We start from the raw sequence: 18455 nt of genomic DNA, 5'->3' as shown, positions 1-18455 counted from the left end.
AAGGTCTTTAGCCGTATCGGTTCTCCAAACTTTACAAAAGAAATTCTTAGATAATTGTTAAAATGATTTCACCAACAACCATCTGTTTTACGGTCTCTATTGGAGTTTTTCAATCATTTCAGTAGTTCAGGGATCTGCATATACACCGTAGGCATCTACGGGCAAACCTTTTAGGTTATATTTGTCTGATGAGATAAGAATTATCAGGACTGGTATCTCCTTCAAGCCTATATATTTCATCAACTTCAAACTCTTTAGCTAGCATCTGATAATTCAATGCTTGACATTCTATACAATTGCTTTACATATTTAAATCCAGATCGTATCCTTTTTCTTGTAAGGTTGCAGTTGCTTGTGATAGGGTATCGTAATTCTCTTCCATTTTCATCAGTCTTTTCTAAAGTTAGTTATTTGAGGCTTTAAATTACAAACGTTAACAGATCTAAAAGATTTTTTACCTTGATATTACATTATCCAAAGATTATTGCAATTTTTCTTCCAAGTACTGACCCGTAAATGATTTTTTGTTTTCACTTAGTTCTTCGGGAGTTCCATAGGCTACTATTTTTCCGCCGTTTTTTCCGCCTTCAGGACCTAAGTCAATTACATAATCAGCACATTTTATAAGGTCTAGGTTGTGTTCAATAACCAAAATAGAATGTCCTTTGTCAATAAGCTCGTTAAAGGATTTTAACAGCTTTTTGATATCGTGAAAATGCAATCCTGTAGTCGGTTCGTCAAAGATAAATAAAGCCTTATCTTTTGTGTTTCCTTTTACCAGAAAAGAAGCTAATTTAATCCGTTGTGCTTCACCACCAGAAAGAGTAGAAGAACTCTGACCTAATTGAACATAACCCAATCCCACATCCTGAAGTGGTTTTAGTTTACGAATAATTTTACTTTGGTTATGAGTAGCGAAGAAATCGATCGCATTATCAATGGTCATCGTGAGTATATTATCGATGTTCTTGTCTTCAAAAGTTACTTCTAGTACATCTTTTTTAAAACGCTTTCCTCCACAAGTTTCACATTCCAGATGTACATCTGCCATAAACTGCATTTCGATGGTAACTTCTCCTTCACCTTTGCAGGTTTCGCAACGGCCTCCATCTACATTAAAAGAAAAATGTTTAGATTGATAATTGCGGATTTTAGAAAGTTTTTGGCTTGCAAACAGGCTTCTAATATCATCGTAGGCTTTGATATAGGTAACAGGGTTGGATCTCGAAGAGCGACCAATTGGATTTTGATCTATAAATTCTACATGTTTGATGTTGCTATAGTTACCTTTGAGCTCAGTAAACTGACCAGCTTTTTCTCCGTAACCACCTAATTTTTTTAGGATAGAAGGATATATAATTTTCTTTACCAACGTACTTTTTCCACTTCCGGAAACTCCGGTTATCGCCGTAAACACTCCCAATGGAATCTTTACATCTATATTTTTTAAATTGTTTTCACGAGCTCCTATAACTTCGATATAATATTTGGAGGTCTGTCGTTCTTTTGGAACTTCTATTTTGAGATCACCATTAAGATATTTTGCTGTAAGCGAATTAGAATTTAAAATTTGACTAAAAGTACCGCTTGCTACTAAATTTCCTCCATACGTTCCGGCTTCGGGTCCTATATCCAGAATCTCATCTGCAGCTTTCATAATATCTTCATCGTGTTCTACTACGATCACGGTATTCCCTAAATCACGCAAGGATTGTAACACTTTGATCAGTTTTTCTGTGTCTTTAGGATGTAAACCAATGCTGGGTTCATCCAAAATGTACATAGATCCAACCAAACTACTGCCTAAAGAAGTTGCCAAGTTGATTCGTTGCGATTCTCCACCAGATAATGTGTTTGATTTTCTGTTTAGGGTTAAGTATTGTAAGCCTACATTATCTAAAAACGCTAACCTACTATTGATTTCTTTCAGTAATCGTTTACCGATTTGAGCATCATGTTCATTAAGGTTTAAATTTTTAAAGAAATCCGCAAGTTCGTTTAATGGTTTTTCTACCAGATCGTTTAACGTTGCTTCTCCAACCTTTACATAGTTCGTTTCGGGTCGAAGACGTTTTCCTTTGCAGCTAGCGCATTTTGTTTTTCCGCGATAGCGAGAAAGCATCACTCTGTTCTGAATTTTATAAGCTTTGGCTTCTAATTCAATAAAGAAACTATCAATACCTTCAAAATATTCATTTCCTTTCCAGACAAGATCTTTTTGTTCTTTTGATAGTTGGAAATAAGGTTTGTGAATTGGAAAATCAAACTTATAAGCGCTATTGACCAATTGATCCTTATACCAACTCATGGTATCTCCTTTCCAGGGAAAAACGGCACCTTCATATATACTGAGCGAAGTATTTGGTATCACCAGGTCTTCATCAATACCAATCACATCACCGTAGCCTTCGCATTCGGGACATGCGCCATAGGGGTTGTTAAAACTAAATAAGTGTACATTAGGTTCCAGAAATGTTATTCCATCCAATTCAAACTTATTACTGAACTGTCTTAACTGGTTGTCTTTTAACGTTTCTACAAAGCAGGTTCCTTTTCCTTCAAAAAATGCTGAACTCACAGCATCTGCAAGCCTATTATAGAAATCTTCTTGATCTCTTTTTATAATACGGTCTATGACCAGATGTACTTCATCTTTTTTAGAAATATGTGCATCTTCAATTCTAGAGACGGTATCATTAATTTTTACACGTGCATACCCTTGTTGTTGTAATACTTTGAGCTTTTCTTCGGTCGTACGTCCGTTTTCCACGTGGATCGGCGCTAATAACAGTAATTTTTCACCTTCTTTAAATGTTTTTATATAAGCAATAACATCGGTTACGGTATCCTTTTTTACCAGATTGCCTGAAATAGGAGAGTAGGTCTTACCGATTCTGGCAAAGAGTAACTTTAGATAATCATAAATCTCTGTAGTGGTCCCAACGGTAGATCTTGGATTTGTTGAATTTACCTTTTGTTCTATTGCAATAGCTGGAGCAATTCCTTTAATGTAATCGACTTTCGGCTTATTAAGTCGCCCCAGAAACTGTCTAGCATACGAAGAAAGGCTTTCTACATATCTTCGTTGTCCTTCTGCGTATAAAGTATCAAAAGCTAAACTGGATTTACCTGATCCAGATAATCCAGTAATTACTACTAATTTGTTTCTAGGAATTGCTGCATCTAAATTTTTGAGGTTGTGCAGTTTAGCTCCTTTAATTAAAATATAATGCTTTGGATCTAAAGTTGTAATGTCTTGAATCATAGTGGATATGCGGTGTAAGGGCAAATATAATGATTACTTAAGAAGTATTCTACAGGATTAAGATTGAAAGTTAAGTTAAAAAAATTAACACCAAATAGTTTGATTTTCAAGGATTGTTATTATATTAGCCCCTATATAAGAACCTAAATCTTAAAAAGAATAGCCTATAGACGACCTTTACTTTAAAGTTTAACATAGCCCGAGCCCCAAGCTTGTTGGTACTAAAATAAGTAATAGGTATGAAGAATTACACTATATCGGATGCTGTTCTGGTAAGCAATTACATCAAAGGTGACGAGAACGCCTTATCTACATTGATTGAACGTCACAAGCAACGTATTTACAGTTTTATTTATTCTAAGGTTTTTGATCGTGATGTGTCTGAAGATATTTTTCAGGATACGTTTATCAAAGTGATTCGCACACTAAAACTTGGAAAATACAATGAAGAAGGTAAGTTTTTACCTTGGGTAATGCGTATTGCCCATAACTTAGTCATTGACCATTTTAGAAAAGGAAATCGTATGCCAAAATTCGAGGACAACGGAGAGTTTAGCATTTTTTCTATTATTAGTGATGGTGACCTAAATGCTGAAAAAAGGATTATTAAAGATCAAGTTGAGGAAGACCTCCGTAACTTGATTCAGGAATTACCAGAAGATCAAAAAGAAGTTTTGGTGATGCGTATGTATCGTGATATGAGTTTTAAAGAAATATCAGATAAAACCGGTGTGAGTATTAACACCGCATTGGGGCGAATGCGATATGCATTAATCAACTTGAGAAAGGTTATAGAAAAAAACAATATCGTACTAACAAATTAACATTTCTTTATGCAATAAAGTATTATTTGCCTCGTTATTTATAAAAAATAACTCATAATTTAGGTTTAATTAATATGGCAAAATTTTACTTTAAATCTTCTTCTCGTAAAGAAGAGCAACAACAATTAGTACCGAAGAAAACAACAGTAGATTTTCTTCTAAATTATTCAAAGGCTTTAAGTGTTATAGATTATAAAAAAATGAAGTTTGAAGCGCTTCTAAATTAAAACTAAACTTTGTGAAGGACCCGTTATTCTAAATAGCGGGTCTTTTATTTTTTAGGTACTCATTGATTACCGTTTTTCTTCCAATAGTTTTCGTAATAATATCTTTATCTAGATTCCAGCCTCTTGCGGGAGAATATTCTCTACCGTACCAAATAATCTGCAGATGAAGATCGTTCCATAACTCTTTAGGGAATAAACGTTTTGCATCTTTTTCGGTCTGAGTTACGTTCTTACCATTACTAAAACCCCATCGATACATAAGACGATGAATATGGGTGTCTACCGGAAAAGCAGGAACTCCAAAGGCCTGAGACATTACAACACTTGCTGTTTTGTGACCAACCGCTGGTAATTCTTCTAAAGCTTCAAAACTTTGGGGGACTTCTCCATTGTGTTTTTCAATCAATATTTTAGAAAGGCCATAAATTCCTTTAGACTTCATTGGACTTAAACCGACAGGTTTAATGATTTCCCTGATTTCTTCTATGGATAACTGTATCATTGCATATGGGTTATCAGCTCTTGCAAATAAAAGAGGAGTAATTTTATTTACTCTTACATCCGTACTTTGTGCGCTCATTAATACCGCAATAAGCAGTGTATAAGGATCTTTATGATCTAATGGGATTGGTATTGTGGGATACAAATCCTGCAACGTTTTGATTGTAAAACTTACCTTTTCCTGTTTGCTCATATCCATAGAATTATTTTAGGCTAAAATATGAATATTTATAAGGTTTTATGGATCTAATAAAAGCTTAAATTTTTAATAAAGTTATCCTCAAATTCTATTTTTTGTTATATTTTTATCAAAAAACTTTAAACAAATCAATTTTTAAGTTATTCATACTAATTATATCATATGACAACACTAAAAGCAGGAGATAAGGCACCTAATTTTTCAGCGTTAGATCAAGAAGGAAATAATATTACTCTAGAAGATTATAAAGGCAAAAAACTTGTTGTTTTTTTCTATCCTAAAGCTAGTACACCAGGATGTACCGCAGAAGCTTGTAATTTAAAGGATAATTATCAAACTTTTCAATCTCAGGGATATGAGATTCTGGGAGTAAGTGCAGATAGTGCAAAGAGACAACAGAATTTTAAAAATAAATATGAGCTGCCATACCCTTTACTTGCAGATGAGGATAAAAAAGTGATAGAAGCTTTTGGTGTTTGGGGTCCTAAAAAGTTTATGGGTAAAGAATATGACGGAATTCATCGTACAACATTTGTAATAGATGAAAAAGGTATCATTTCTGAAGTGATTACAAAGGTAAAAACCAAAGATCATGCAGCTCAGATACTTTAAAATAAAAGTTCACAAAACAGAAAAGTGTATCTATTAAATTTATGTGCTTTTCTGTTTTTTTATATTCCCAAAGTAGGCAAGTGTTTTACTGAATGATATATCAAAGCAGCAGTAATACATTTTTTTAATGCTTTAGTCGGGATATTCGATGTCATTGGGAAAATGATCGCTCGATTCCCTTCAAATTGAAATGTATGTTGGTATAACACTCGAAATGTTGTTACTAGCTTACTGGTACATTGAAAATACATTGCATATTGATCTGGTTGTTTAGCTTTCCAATCAATTCTAATCGTGCTTCCCTTTTTAGTTAAAAAACTTAGCTCTCCCCATTTTAGAGTTTCTTCTATGCTTGTTATTTCATCCAGATCCTTGGCTGTTTCAATCACTAATTTTCGAAGATACTCTATTTTTTTACGTATATGATCTGGATACTGTTGGTAAACTGATGCTACTTCTGGATGGGTCTTTATATGTAATTCTGACATAGTATTCATAAATGATAAAATTCTTTCCGACAAATTTAACGTTTTCTGATGTTGACCATTTAAAAAAATCTCGAATTAAGTTATAAAAAACTTAGAATAATATGAGATCACAATTCCGGTAATGCATGCTACTATTCCCAAAATTATTTTTTTATCAATTTTGAGTTATTTTATGCTAGTATACAATGGTCGCAGCTAAAAGTGATAATATGTATTAGCATCTAGCTTTACCAATATGCGAAATTGTTACTAGTGGTCGTTTTAAAACTCCATAATGTCTTCATTGATAAAATTATATTTATGGTCAATCAACCTTCTTAAATAATCTTCAAAGCTATCAGCTATTACTCTAAATTCGTCTGGATCGTGTAAAAACCTTATTACTTGTCCTATTTTTCCTTTTTTTGAAGGACTAAAATCTAGATACAATTGAGAGGTTCCTCCATTATTCATACAATCAGAAAAATGGAGCCACTTAACTGCGTCAGATTTATTTGTGATTTTATCGTCAATCTCAACTCCTTCATATTTTCTTTCAATATAATCTGAATAATATTCCTTAGCTTGATTTTGGTTTTCGACTATTTCTTTAGACGATAATAAATAATAGGGATATTCATAAATATCAGAGCCTAAAATAAATAATGTAATTTCATCTTTATCGTATTTTCTCCAATACGTTCCATCTACATAGCCAAGTAAGTCAATGAAAACATTCGAAATCTCTGGATAAATTTGTTTTAGTTTATCAATGTTTTCTTTTTTTGCTCCATGTATGACTTTTTCAAAATGCTCCCAATCCTTCTTTCCATTATTTTCGAAATATGCATTTTTAAGTCCAATTATATATTTTTCAACTATAGTATTCATTTAATTTTGGATATGATCGATTTTTAACCAATTTATAAATATATAAAAGTGATTTTAAATCAATATTTTATCATAATGTTTTTATATACTGACATTCTTCAGTTCGTGTTCAATTAACCATTTTTTCCGTTCGATTCCTCCACCATATCCAGACATTTCCCCATCTTTTCCAATTACTCTGTGACAAGGTACAATAATAGAAATTCGATTAGAACCATTTGCAGAAGCAACGGCTCTTATAGCTTTGGGATTATTGATTTTCTCTGCTTGCTGTTGATACGTTGACGTTTTTCCGTACGCAATTTCTTGTAAACAGTTCCAAACTGAATTTTGAAAATCCGTTCCAGGTGTTTCCAGTTTTATGTCGAAGGTTTTTCTCGTACCGTCAAAGTATTCTTTAAGTTCTTTTTTGGCTTGTTTGATATGTTTATTCTCGCCCAAAATAATATTTGCGTTCAATAATTTTTGTAGATCCTTAAATTCTGTTTCGAGCATTCTTCTATCATCAAATTCTAGTAAACAGATTCCATTATTAGTTGCACACACAAACATTGGTCCTAAAGGTGTTGTAAGTCGGTTTATGAGGATTAGGTTTGTATCTTTACTATTATTGGGTGATTTACCTATAAGTTTTTTAAAAGTGTATCCAAATCCACTTAACGATCCGTAACTCGTATCGAAAGCAGTATGTGTAGTGTTTTTTCCTTTCTTTAATTCTTGAAATGCATTGTTAATCCTATACATTCTTTGATATGCTTGAAAAGTCATACCATAATTTTTTTTGAACCATCTACGTACAATTTCCGGACTAATTTCGTTTTGTCTTAATTGGAAGTCGGTTATTTTTTCTTTAGGTTTCTGTTGTATTAAAGTAATTGCTTTTTCAACTATTTCAGGTGGTTGATTTGAATTTTCTGTCGGTTTACAAATTTTGCAAGGTCTATATCCATTATCTAATGCTTCTTTGAACGTAGTATAAAACTCAACATTTTCTAACTTCGGCTTTCTTGCTCTACAAGTAGCAATACAAAAAACAGAAGTGGTTTTAACTCCAACAAAAAAAATACCAACAAAACTCTGCCTTCTTTCTAATAGCGCTTTATAAAAAGTTTCTATCTTTTTATTTTCCGTAATCAACATACTAAAAAATTGAAGTAAATGAATTGTGCGTCAGCATATCTTTATTGATTTTTTCAAATTGGCCATACATTTTATCGAATACAAAGTTACCCATACTAATCCGTTTAACTCCTAATTTGCTCAATGTATCAAAATCTGGAAGATTAGGCATACACATCACATTAACTGGCAATTCTGTTGAATCGATGATTGTTTTAATATCTTCTTCTTTCTCGATGTAGGGAATGAAAATTCCATTTGCTCCAGCATTTTGATAAATCTGAATTCTATTTTTCGTCTCTTCAATTGTATTTTCTTGAAGCAAAATAAATGTATCAGTTCGAACATTTATAAACACATCAACATTTTCTTTTTCTAAATGTTCGCTTATAGATGTGATGGTTTTCGCAAAATCATTAGCATCTAATAAAATTCTTTTTTCTTTTACAATACTATCTTCGATGTTAATACCAACAACACCTAGTGCTACTAATCGCTTAATATGATTGACTATTTTTTCTGGTTTACGACTATATCCTGATTCTAAATCAACAGACAACGGTAGGTTTGTGTTTTTAGCGATTCGCTTTACGAAATATTCTAATTCAGAAAATTCCATTTCCTCACCATCCTTATACCCCAAAATTGATGCGATTGCAGAACTTGAAGTTCCAATGGCTTGGAAATTTAATTTTTCGTAAGTTTTTACGCTTGGTACATCCCAAACGTTTCCAATTATTAATGGTTTGTCTTGACTGTGTAAATTTTTGAATTTCATCATTTTGTGTTTTGGAGCAAAGTAACGATGATGAAAGTGAGTCAGCAACCGAAAATTGGACACGTATTTTTTTGCACGCTCAAAATGATTTGTGTAAAACACGTCATAATGTGGTTTTATGTTTTGCTATATAGGATGCTTTTCTACTACCAATATTCAAAAATCCGTGAAATTTTCCCATCTCTGAACTCAAAAAGAGTCATCTCAGGTTTTCCATCTTTAATGTTACCATCTTTTTTTTCCACAAATCTTTTCTGCACTACTACTGCATTCAGTCCAATAATTTTATTATCTATTTTAATGTCTGTCACTTTTCCGTCATACCCTCCATTTTTTTGATTCCGAACATAGCCGTTGTACAAATCTTCTCTCGTATATGTGCCGCCATACTTGGGATGAACATATGTAAAGTCATCTGTAAAAAGTTTAAAAGTTTTATCGATATCCTCAACAGTCGAGTTCGCTTGAAATATTTTAAGATTTAAATCATAATATTTAGTAACTACAATATTCAATGAGTCCTTATGAGCTTTTGTGGCGTTCTGTGCGCTGACTTGATGAGTTGTCGAAATAATTAACAAAATAAAAGTCCATAAATTAAAATGTGTCTTCATACTTGAGTAAATTTTAAAGTTCTTATTAATTACTAGGTTATTTTATATTTACAAGAGATTTTTAATACTAAGCACGTGGCAATGATTTCGATACCTACAAAAAAGAGGTTAGAAATAAGATGGTTATCGAGTCTACCAAATGTCGCACGAATCATAGATATTGGAATCGCTATAAAACTTATAATACTACGTGATATTTTTTATAAAAGTAGTATTAAAATTGGTACTTGTATTAATATTGAAAAGGTAAACATACTGCTAGCACTTAATTCTTTACTCATTTGATTGATTCATTCTAACTAGTTTATTCTTAATGTGCTGATGATATCAGTATAAATACATATTTATCAAGGTGAACGCTCATAAAGTGTGTTTTATTACTAGTTTATTAAACGTATTTATTTCTTTTATTGAAGCTGTTTTTCTGCTGTTTTATATAATATGAAATTGTAGAAATGATCTTAAAAACACTTGATTATAAGGTTTATTTACACGGCTGAAAGGCTCAATTTACATTCTAAACGTCCTTAATTTATAAGTGATTAAGAATTCAAACGCACCATTTTTAGACTCACATTCCAGAGCCTTTTGGCTGCTTTATCGTCTTTTGCCCAGGGTTTAGGTTCTTTTTCTTTGCAGTTTCTAAAATATTTTCCTGTTACTCCTTTTAGTGTTTGTGAAGTACTTACATAAATAGAAGTGCTGGCTCCTTTTTGAGGAGTTTGTATAAATGGTTTGAGAATCCAATATATAATCCCGGAAACTCCTTTATTCTGCCTACCTAACCCTGTGCTTACTTCTCCTGGATCGACAGCATTTACGGTAATTTCAGTACCATCAAGCCGCTTTGCCAATTCACGTGTAAAGAGAATATTCGCCAATTTTGAATGACTGTAGACCTTGAGTGTTTTAAACCCTTTAGTAAAGTTCAAGTCTTCAAAATTTATTTCTTTAACAAGGGTATGAGCACCCGAAGCTACATTTACAATTCTTGCTGAATGGCTAAGTTTCTTCAATAATAAATTAGTTAGTAAAAAATGTGCAAGGTGATTGACAGTAAACATTTCTTCATAACCGTCTTCGGTTAGCTTGCGATTAGTATTTATGACTCCTGCATTATTTACTAGTAAATCCAATGGCTTGTCTAATTTTAGAAAGGCTTGTGCGGTTTTTCGAACTTGTTCTAATGATGATAAATTACAGACAAGTAAATGTAATTTGTTGTTTCCTGTTATATTTTTAATTTCTTCTATAATTTGTTCTCCTTTGCTTTGATGACGACAAATTAAATACACTTCCATTCCAAATTTGGCAAGTTCGTGAGTAGTTACCAAACCAATACCATTCGTGGCACCTGTGATCAGCACCGTTTTATTGTTAAGTGCATTCATTTTAATTTGTCGTGCTTGAAACTTCATTACTTTTCAGTACAAGAAATATGATTAGTAATAATCCAAATATAGTGGTGATTAAGAAAAACATATCATCCAAATCGTTTGGTGGGTTTATAGATTGAGCAAGTACGGAAACAATAGCCACAATAAGGTTGGTCCATTTGTTTACTTTAATGGGTAGAAATTGAGAAAGAATGACCATTAATATTGGTAGTTCAAGTAAAACTCCTCCAACAAGCATAAGTTCTTCGGTAATTTCCTTTCCGTTCACTATACCATTTTGCATTTCTTCAAGAAGACCAGGTCTAAACAAGTCATGGATATCTTTACTAATAATATTGAGTACTATAAAAACCCATAAGAAAGATAATTTTGTTCTCATAAAATATAATTTTTAGTGAGCTACAAAACTAGTATTCTAATCACCAAGATAAATTCACCTAGGTTAACTTCAACACTACTTAAAAAAATACAGACAAAATTTACCCTTTTTGAGTAAGTCGTTTTCGGATTCTGCTTAAGGATTGTGGTTTGATTCCTAGGTAACTTGCTATATGGTATTGAGGAATTCTTTCAAATAAATCCGGTTTTAATTTTCGTAATTCTAAATAATGCTCTTCTGGAGACAGGTTTCTGAACTTATCTGCTGAGACTAATTGATTGGTTGTAAAATCATCACTAATTTTTCTATAGAGAGGGATAAATTGGGGGTGGTTTGTTAAGAATTGTTCAGTACGTTCTGTTATGCCAATCGAAAAAGTACAATTTTCAACGCACTCTATAAAGTATTCAGAGGGTTGTTTTTTAATATAACTGACAGGAACAATGGGGTCATTTTCTAAAAAGAAATCAGTATTTTTTTCTTCCCCATCAATAAGGAAAAAACTACGAACACAACCTTTTAAAACAAGATAACTTTTTTTAGCATATTCACCATTTCTTAATAAAACTGTTCCTTTTTTATGTGTTTCAATTATACAACTTTTCTTTATGATCTCAACCTCTTCTTGGTTTAGAGAAGTAAATTGAGAAAGGTAGTTTATTAAAAGTTGACTCATATAGTTTATGTAGTGTCCTGACCTTGTTGGTAATTGGATTTTATTCTTTTAATTTTACTGAACCAGAACATATATCACCTTCTTCAATTCCGTGTAACCAAATTTTCAATTTTTCTGTTCGCTCGTTTGTAAGTTCTTTCAAAAACAACGAAACGCACATTGGATAGACACTTCCGTATTCAACTTGTTTGTTTTCTGCTGGGAATTTCATTTCCAATTCAGCATCTCTGTATGAAATCCAAATTCTTTGTGTTCTTTTTAGTTGGCCAATAAAAGCTGTATCATACTTATATTCAGCTAGTATGTTTTGATATACGTTATTAAGTTCAATGTCAGCTTTTTTATAGTTGTTACTCGCTTCTTTATTTATCTCTGATTGAGTTTGCGAAAAACAAGTTAAATTAAAAGTCAGAAATAATAGGATAAATACTCTGTTCATTTGTTGCGTTTTTTTAGTTTGTATAATAGGTTTAGTTCTTAACTTTTGGTGTTTTTTACTATGTGATGAGCCGTATTACTTCCTCATTTCTTTCTCTATTATAGCTATATCGACCATTTTTGTCTTCTAGAATAAATTCTCCTATAAATGGATTTACTTCTGACTCATATTCTAAAACTTTGAATGTTTTAGCATCAAGTTCTAGTTTATTCTGGTAGTGAAAAATAGTATTGTCATCAAAAATAAATCCATTTTTATTTAATTTAAAATTATTTACATCAATTGGAATAACTTTATCTAAATAAAATAAGTTGCTTTGGTCTTTACCGTAACAAAAATCTAAATGGGTAAAGGTTTTGCTGTTCGCCTGTTCCAGTTTTATGACTTCTTTGTTTTTATAAATAAATACAGCGTTTTTATCTTTCCAATAAACAGTGTCCCATTTCTTTTTCACGTAATTAAAACTACGTCCATCAATTCCTTTTATAATAATCCATGCCCAAATTGAGTTTGGGTTATTCTTCATAAATCCACCAGATTTTATGAATTTTGGTGGTGAATTGGGTGCAAGTATTGCATTATAGACAAAATTTTTATCAGCTTTAATTCCGGCAACATCTCGAAATGAAATTGGATCAGCCTGGGATAGTTCTATAATTTGATTTGTATATGTTTTAAATTCAAATACTTTATTGTTATAGGTATAAAAGTTGTCAAATAAATGATACGGATTTTCCTTAGTAGCTCGTGCAATTTTATTTGGTCTCTCTTTTTCATCAACATATGCCAGATAGTTTTTGTAGTAATTTTTAAAATTTTTATAGAAATAATTTCTTTTGGCTAATGCTCTTTTTGGTTCAGGAAAGGAATTATTTTCTGAAAAAGACCAAAATTTATCAGTCAAATCATTCACAATGTGTATTGATAATTTTTTATTGATTTTTTCTACTTTTTTATTTGTAATTTTATAAGCTTCAATTACCTCTGGAAAAGTTGAAGAAACAATTGCATATTCAGTTGTTTCAGGGTTCTTTACTGAACTTATAATTTGTAAAGCATCTATTAGTGGTGTTATTCGTAATTTTTCAAAGTGATTCAGTAGGTAGGCTAAGAAACATTTTTTAGTCTTCAAATTATAATTTAAGATAAATACATTACCGGGATTAAAGTTGCAATCGTACAGTAGTTCACAGAAATAATAACCAAGTTTTTTATTATAAGAAGCTTTTTCAAATTTATGATTGAGCATTTTTTTTAAGCCCTTTTCATCAATTTCAATTTCAGTAAAAAATCCTGTTGGTTCAGCCATTATAATTGGTTTCGTTGATCTATACTAATGTTGTTGGCGGTTCGTTTTCTTCTTGCTTTTTTTCGATTAAAGTATTCTAAAAGTACATTTCTATAACAGACTTTCCAAATTCTGTTTCAAGGGTCTTAAATAGCTATGTATTTCCCTTTTAAAACAGCTGACATCTATATCCAATAATAAGACTTCCATTGTATAGCACCACTCTTGATTTCTCATAGCATTTAATAGCTAATATCATAATTAAAACGTACTACTTTTCAAGAGAGAGTTCTACAATAAAAATTGTTTAGATCTGTGGGTGTTTTCATATATAAAGCTTTGTATATTCTATATGATTATATTCTTTTACAAAGTGATATCAACATCTTTGTTGTGCATTACATTATATACTGAAGGTTTGGCACAAGCTGTTTTTAAGTCACGTTGCATTCGTTTGTATATTTCATTCATTTGGTCAAAAAACACTGAAGTCGTGTCCAATAAATCAATACGAGAGTTGTGTATTGGGTTGTATTGCTCTTACAGAACCAAAAGCACTTTCATTGTCAGTTTGTATTAGTTTAGAGACGCCATATACTCTAAAAATCGTTGTAAATGATGTGCCTTTAACCTACCAAATTGCATACAACGGCGAGCATATGAAACGTGAAGGGTATAAAATATAGAGTTATTGTGTTTACACTGAGCAAAATTTTGCGATTAGACACAATTTTTAAACTCGCACCTATTCTGTAGGTCACTGTTAATCTTATGTTTTATGATGTATTGTAGTAGCCAGTTGGATGTTGTCAGAAAAATGTTTTTTCATTTTTTAATCTTGTTGGTTAAGTTTCTCTTTTGTTAATGAATATGGAGTGTTTTTTAGTTGACTTCCCCTTTTTTTATTTGGTTTGTCAACCATGTTAAATATAAATTCACCTCCATCTTGGATAGCACCATAGGATATAAAATTATGATCGTAATCTTTATTATTCAATGATATAGATTCAATGAAATAATTTTTATCGTTATTATTTATAGATGAAATTGAAAACTTTTTACCATTCTCAAGGTTCAAAGTCATTTTGTCAAATAAAGGGCTTCCAATAGCATATTGATCAACTCCAGGAGTTACTGGATAAAAACCTAAAGCACTAAATACATACCAGGCAGATGTTTGTCCGTTGTCTTCATCTCCACAATAACCATCTGGAGTTGCATTATATAATTTAGTTAAAACTTCTCTTATTTTCTCCTGAGTTTTATAGGGGGCCCCTGCATAATTATATAAATAAATCATATGCTGGATAGGCTGATTACCGTGTGCATAATTACCCATGTTTACAATTTGCATTTCTCTTATTTCATGAATTGTTCCTCCGTAATAGGAGTCGTCAAAATCGGGTGGCATTTCAAAAACATTATCCAATTGTTTAATGAATTCCTCTTTTCCACCCATTAGATCAATAAGACCTTGAACATCGTGAAAAACAGACCACGTGTAATGCAAACTATTTCCCTCGGTAAAAGCATCACCCCATTTTAAAGGGTTAAATGGTGATTGAAATCTTCCATCTTCATTTTTTCCTCTCATTAAATTTGTTGAGGGATCAAATACATTTTTGTAGTTAAGGGATTGTTTAAAAAACTTATCCGCTATCTTTTTCTTACCAAGTTTATCGGCCATACTCGCGATGGTGAAATCAGCATAAGCATATTCCAAGGTTCTTGCAGTATTTTCATTTATACCGACATTATAAGGCACATATCCTAACGTATTATAATAGTTTAAGCCTTCTCTTCCCACTGAACTGACCGGTCTGCCAACTTCTACTTCTGCATTTTTCAAAATTGCCTCAAATAAAACATCTTTATCCTTTTCTTTTACATTTCCTTTTAAAAATGCATCTACAATAATTGGCGCAGAGTTAGAGCCTATCATACAGTTTCTATGTCCAGGACTGGCCCATTCTGGCAACCAACCCGACTCCTTGTATGTATTAGCCAAGCCTGACATAATATGACTATTCAATTCTGGATACATCATATTAAAAAATGGATAAACTGCCCTAAATGTATCCCAAAAACCATTGTCTGTAAACATATAACCAGGCAATACTTCGCCATTATACGGGCTATAATGAACTATATTATTGTCTTTGTCAAATTCATAAAATTTTCTGGGAAACAATAAAACACGATATAAACATGAGTAGAACGTTTTTATATTGTCTGTGTTATCATCCTCAACCTTAATTTTATTCAATTCCACTTCCCAGGCATCTTTAGCTTTTTCTTTAGTAATTTCAAAAGAATTATCACCAATTTCTCTATCTAAATTCAACTGAGCTTGTTCCGGGCTGATAAAAGAAGATGCTACTTTAACATGAACTGTTTCTCCTTTTTTAGTTTTAAAACCAATGATAGCACCAACGTGTTGCCCTTCACTATTTAGGGTATTTTTCTGTAATTCCCAATTGTCTTTCCAGGTATGTTGTATCTCAAAATCTTTGTCAAATTCGGCAACAAAATAACTATGAAAATTATCTGGTACACCGCCACTGTTATTTCTACAATAGCCTATGATCCTACGTTTTTCAGGAATTATTTTTACCATTGACCCCTTATAAAATGCGTCTAGCATAATATAGGAGGAATCACTCTCTGGAAACGTAAATTTAAACTGGGCAGCTCTTTCTGTTGGTGCAACTTCAGCAGTAACATTATAATCTGCTAAATACACTTTATAATGATATGGCTTTACTGTTTCTGCCTTATGCGAAAACCAAGATTGTCTTTCTTCTTCTTTATATTTTAATTCCCCAGTTATAGCCATAAAGGAAAATGCGGCATAGTCATTAATCCAAGGGCTTGGCTGGTGTGTTTGCTTGATACCTCTAATCTTATTTTCATTATATTTATATGTCCATCCATCACCCATTTTGGATGTCATTGGTGTCCAAAAATTCATTCCCCAAGGCGTGGCTATTGCGGGATAAGTATTTCCGTTTGATAAACTATATTTTGAATCAGTTCCCATTAAGGGATTTACATAATCAGCTAAAGAAATCTGTTGAGGCTCTTTTGATACATGTTTTTTTTCTCTATTACAGGATAAAATAACTAAATAAAACAAACCTAAGATAAAAAAATAAGTTGCTTGGTTTTTTATTGAATGCATAGTTTACTCCGTTTTACGTTAGTTACGATTTCAGTATTTCAGAATTATAATTAACAGTAAAATTAGTCAATTTTGTTATCAATCTCTTTAAACATAGTGTTTTTCCAATCAATGATACCTCACAAAAAGCTAAAAAAAGCTATAAATTTCATAGTTCCTTTAACTTCAAAATGGGACGTTTAAAAAACACGATTCTATACAATACGACATAAAAATCTTCAAAAGAGAGACTTAACATGAATTATTTTATAAAAAGCTCTTGTTTTATGTAGTATTTACTCTTGGTATGTGCTGGAGATTTCTCTCCTTATTTTATGTTATCATTATTAATATTAATAATAATGTCATAATCCCAATGGTAGTTGTAAATATCCCCATTTTTCTTGATTTTGTCCATCCCGCCATAGAAATCATAATGAGTAAAGAGATTATCCCAAATAGAAACGTAACCACACCCGTAATTCTTGGCAGTAATAAATCACTGTAGACTACTCTGATTGGATATCCATCTGTTGTCATCATCAGAATTTTTGTCATGGCAAATACCGTTATTAGAAAAAAACTAGCAGCTAAAGTTGCTGCAGCCATTATTTTATTAGTCAACTTCGTTTTTACTTCTGATACTAAAAAGTTTGCAATTACAGCTATCGAAAATCCTCCAAGTAATGAACTAATTGTTATTGTTTGTTCGGCAAGTTTATTCCAATATTCAAAAGTTATTTCCGTCATTATTTTTATCATTGGTTAAATTTCAAATGCATTTTTTACGGTCAACAGGCTTGTAGAAGATTTGTTTGATATTCTAAGCTATTAATTTAACAATTAATTTTTAAGGTAAAAAAACAGCTACTTAAATATTTCGGCAGCGTTAAAATCCTTTGGTAGGTTATTTTGATCTCTAAATTTTAATATTTTTGGGTCATTGTCACAATAAATAATATCAAATGATACTCTGTCATTTCCATAAATACCTCTATGAATCATGTTTGCAGAAAACACTAATAAATCCGTTCTTTCTAACGTTATTAATTTTCCATTTATAAGAGAATCATTTGGTTTCTTATTATTAAGTGAATTTCTAACTTCATATTCTTCATTAGAATCCCATTTTCGATGTGTTTCTGGAATAAGCTCAATTCCTGGTTCGTTTTTTAGAGGTATTCTGAAATGAACAACATTTTGAGTTTTTATTGCTTCTTTTTGTTCTTTGTCATTCATCCCGGTATACTGAATATCTCTATGCCAATAGTTGTTTTGACTTAAATCATTTGGATCAAAAAATAGTTGAGTATTCAGAAATTTGGGTTGATCAAATTCAATAAGATTTATAATCTTATTTGAAGAAATAAAATCGAATAATATTCTTTTTTCTTGATTGGTCAAACGCTTTGAGGAAGTAAGGCTATGACTATTTAAAGCTCCTTTTAGATAATGTTCTGAATTTTCACTCAACCACGAGCTGTGGAACTTTATCAATATTGGTTCGATCAACAAAAGCTCTTCCTCTTTGAAGTAATTTTTATGATGGCTGAAGCCTTGTTCTATGTAATTTCCTATTTTCATTTTTCAATTGTATACAAACAGTCTGCTTAAACTAC

Annotated in this window: 17 protein-coding genes; 2 read left to right on the top strand and 15 right to left on the bottom strand. The window is 31.7% G+C overall.

The genetic code is table 11. From position 1 onward, the window contains the following. Nucleotides 1–481 precede the first annotated feature (481 nt). Nucleotides 482–3265, bottom strand: a complete 2784-nt coding sequence (gene uvrA, locus ACWGOQ_RS16680; protein WP_452059289.1) for an excinuclease ABC subunit UvrA — start codon at nucleotides 3263–3265, stop codon at nucleotides 482–484. 239 nt (nucleotides 3266–3504) lie between these two features. Between uvrA and ACWGOQ_RS16675 the strand changes: the two genes are divergently transcribed. Further along, entirely contained in the window at nucleotides 3505–4089 is a 585-nt protein-coding gene (locus tag ACWGOQ_RS16675; protein WP_452059288.1) for an RNA polymerase sigma factor, read from the top strand. Between the two features lie 255 nt (nucleotides 4090–4344). On the opposite strand, the gene ACWGOQ_RS16670 is transcribed toward ACWGOQ_RS16675, so the two are convergent. Next, complete coding sequence (locus ACWGOQ_RS16670; protein ID WP_452059287.1) at nucleotides 4345–5010, bottom strand: endonuclease III domain-containing protein; 666 nt, start codon at nucleotides 5008–5010, stop codon at nucleotides 4345–4347. A gap of 168 nt (nucleotides 5011–5178) precedes the next feature. Here ACWGOQ_RS16670 and bcp point away from each other — a divergent pair, with 168 nt between their 5' ends. After that, on the top strand, nucleotides 5179–5628 hold the full coding sequence (gene bcp / locus ACWGOQ_RS16665; RefSeq protein ID WP_452059286.1) for a thioredoxin-dependent thiol peroxidase: 450 nt from the start codon (nucleotides 5179–5181) through the stop codon (nucleotides 5626–5628). Nucleotides 5629–5687: 59 nt separating this feature from the next. Here bcp and ACWGOQ_RS16660 read toward each other — a convergent pair whose 3' ends face one another. The 13 genes from ACWGOQ_RS16660 to ACWGOQ_RS16600 form a co-directional block, all read right to left on the bottom strand. Further along, the gene (locus ACWGOQ_RS16660) at nucleotides 5688–6125 is read right to left on the bottom strand and encodes a DUF1801 domain-containing protein (RefSeq protein ID WP_452059285.1); all 438 of its coding nucleotides are present in this window, start codon (nucleotides 6123–6125) and stop codon (nucleotides 5688–5690) included. A 252-nt stretch (nucleotides 6126–6377) separates the two neighbouring features. After that, nucleotides 6378–6986, bottom strand: coding sequence for an SMI1/KNR4 family protein (locus ACWGOQ_RS16655; protein WP_452059284.1), 609 nt, complete (start codon nucleotides 6984–6986; stop codon nucleotides 6378–6380). A gap of 81 nt (nucleotides 6987–7067) precedes the next feature. Beyond that, a complete protein-coding gene (locus ACWGOQ_RS16650; protein WP_452059283.1) occupies nucleotides 7068–8126 on the bottom strand; it encodes a bifunctional transcriptional activator/DNA repair enzyme AdaA in 1059 nt (352 codons plus the stop codon). Nucleotide 8127: 1 nt separating this feature from the next. After that, the gene (locus ACWGOQ_RS16645) at nucleotides 8128–8883 is read right to left on the bottom strand and encodes an isocitrate lyase/PEP mutase family protein (protein ID WP_452059282.1); all 756 of its coding nucleotides are present in this window, start codon (nucleotides 8881–8883) and stop codon (nucleotides 8128–8130) included. A gap of 146 nt (nucleotides 8884–9029) precedes the next feature. Next, nucleotides 9030–9497, bottom strand: a complete 468-nt coding sequence (locus ACWGOQ_RS16640; protein WP_452059281.1) for a nuclear transport factor 2 family protein — start codon at nucleotides 9495–9497, stop codon at nucleotides 9030–9032. Nucleotides 9498–10039: 542 nt separating this feature from the next. Then, on the bottom strand, nucleotides 10040–10915 hold the full coding sequence (locus ACWGOQ_RS16635) for an SDR family oxidoreductase (protein ID WP_452059280.1): 876 nt from the start codon (nucleotides 10913–10915) through the stop codon (nucleotides 10040–10042). Continuing rightward, complete coding sequence (locus ACWGOQ_RS16630) at nucleotides 10890–11273, bottom strand: DUF6326 family protein (protein WP_452059279.1); 384 nt, start codon at nucleotides 11271–11273, stop codon at nucleotides 10890–10892. Before ACWGOQ_RS16630 ends, ACWGOQ_RS16635 begins: the two co-directional genes overlap by 26 nt. 100 nt (nucleotides 11274–11373) lie before the next feature. After that, on the bottom strand, nucleotides 11374–11949 hold the full coding sequence (locus ACWGOQ_RS16625) for a Crp/Fnr family transcriptional regulator (RefSeq protein WP_452059278.1): 576 nt from the start codon (nucleotides 11947–11949) through the stop codon (nucleotides 11374–11376). A 40-nt stretch (nucleotides 11950–11989) separates the two neighbouring features. Further along, entirely contained in the window at nucleotides 11990–12388 is a 399-nt protein-coding gene (locus tag ACWGOQ_RS16620) for a lysozyme inhibitor LprI family protein (protein ID WP_452059277.1), read from the bottom strand. 58 nt (nucleotides 12389–12446) lie between these two features. Then, nucleotides 12447–13697: a hypothetical protein gene (locus ACWGOQ_RS16615; protein ID WP_452059276.1), complete on the bottom strand. Its 1251-nt coding sequence runs from the start codon at nucleotides 13695–13697 to the stop codon at nucleotides 12447–12449. An 811-nt stretch (nucleotides 13698–14508) separates the two neighbouring features. Next, nucleotides 14509–16857, bottom strand: coding sequence for a GH92 family glycosyl hydrolase (locus ACWGOQ_RS16610; protein ID WP_452059275.1), 2349 nt, complete (start codon nucleotides 16855–16857; stop codon nucleotides 14509–14511). A 312-nt stretch (nucleotides 16858–17169) separates the two neighbouring features. Beyond that, nucleotides 17170–17598 (bottom strand): hypothetical protein, encoded by a 429-nt coding sequence (locus ACWGOQ_RS16605; protein ID WP_452059274.1) that lies wholly within the window; start codon nucleotides 17596–17598, stop codon nucleotides 17170–17172. Nucleotides 17599–17703: 105 nt separating this feature from the next. Continuing rightward, nucleotides 17704–18420, bottom strand: a complete 717-nt coding sequence (locus ACWGOQ_RS16600; RefSeq protein ID WP_452059273.1) for a phytanoyl-CoA dioxygenase — start codon at nucleotides 18418–18420, stop codon at nucleotides 17704–17706. Between the last annotated feature and the right edge of the window lie 35 nt (nucleotides 18421–18455).

The sequence above is a fragment of the Aquimarina ulvae genome, assembly GCF_053613295.3.
This window is presented reverse-complemented; position numbering and strand designations above follow the sequence as displayed.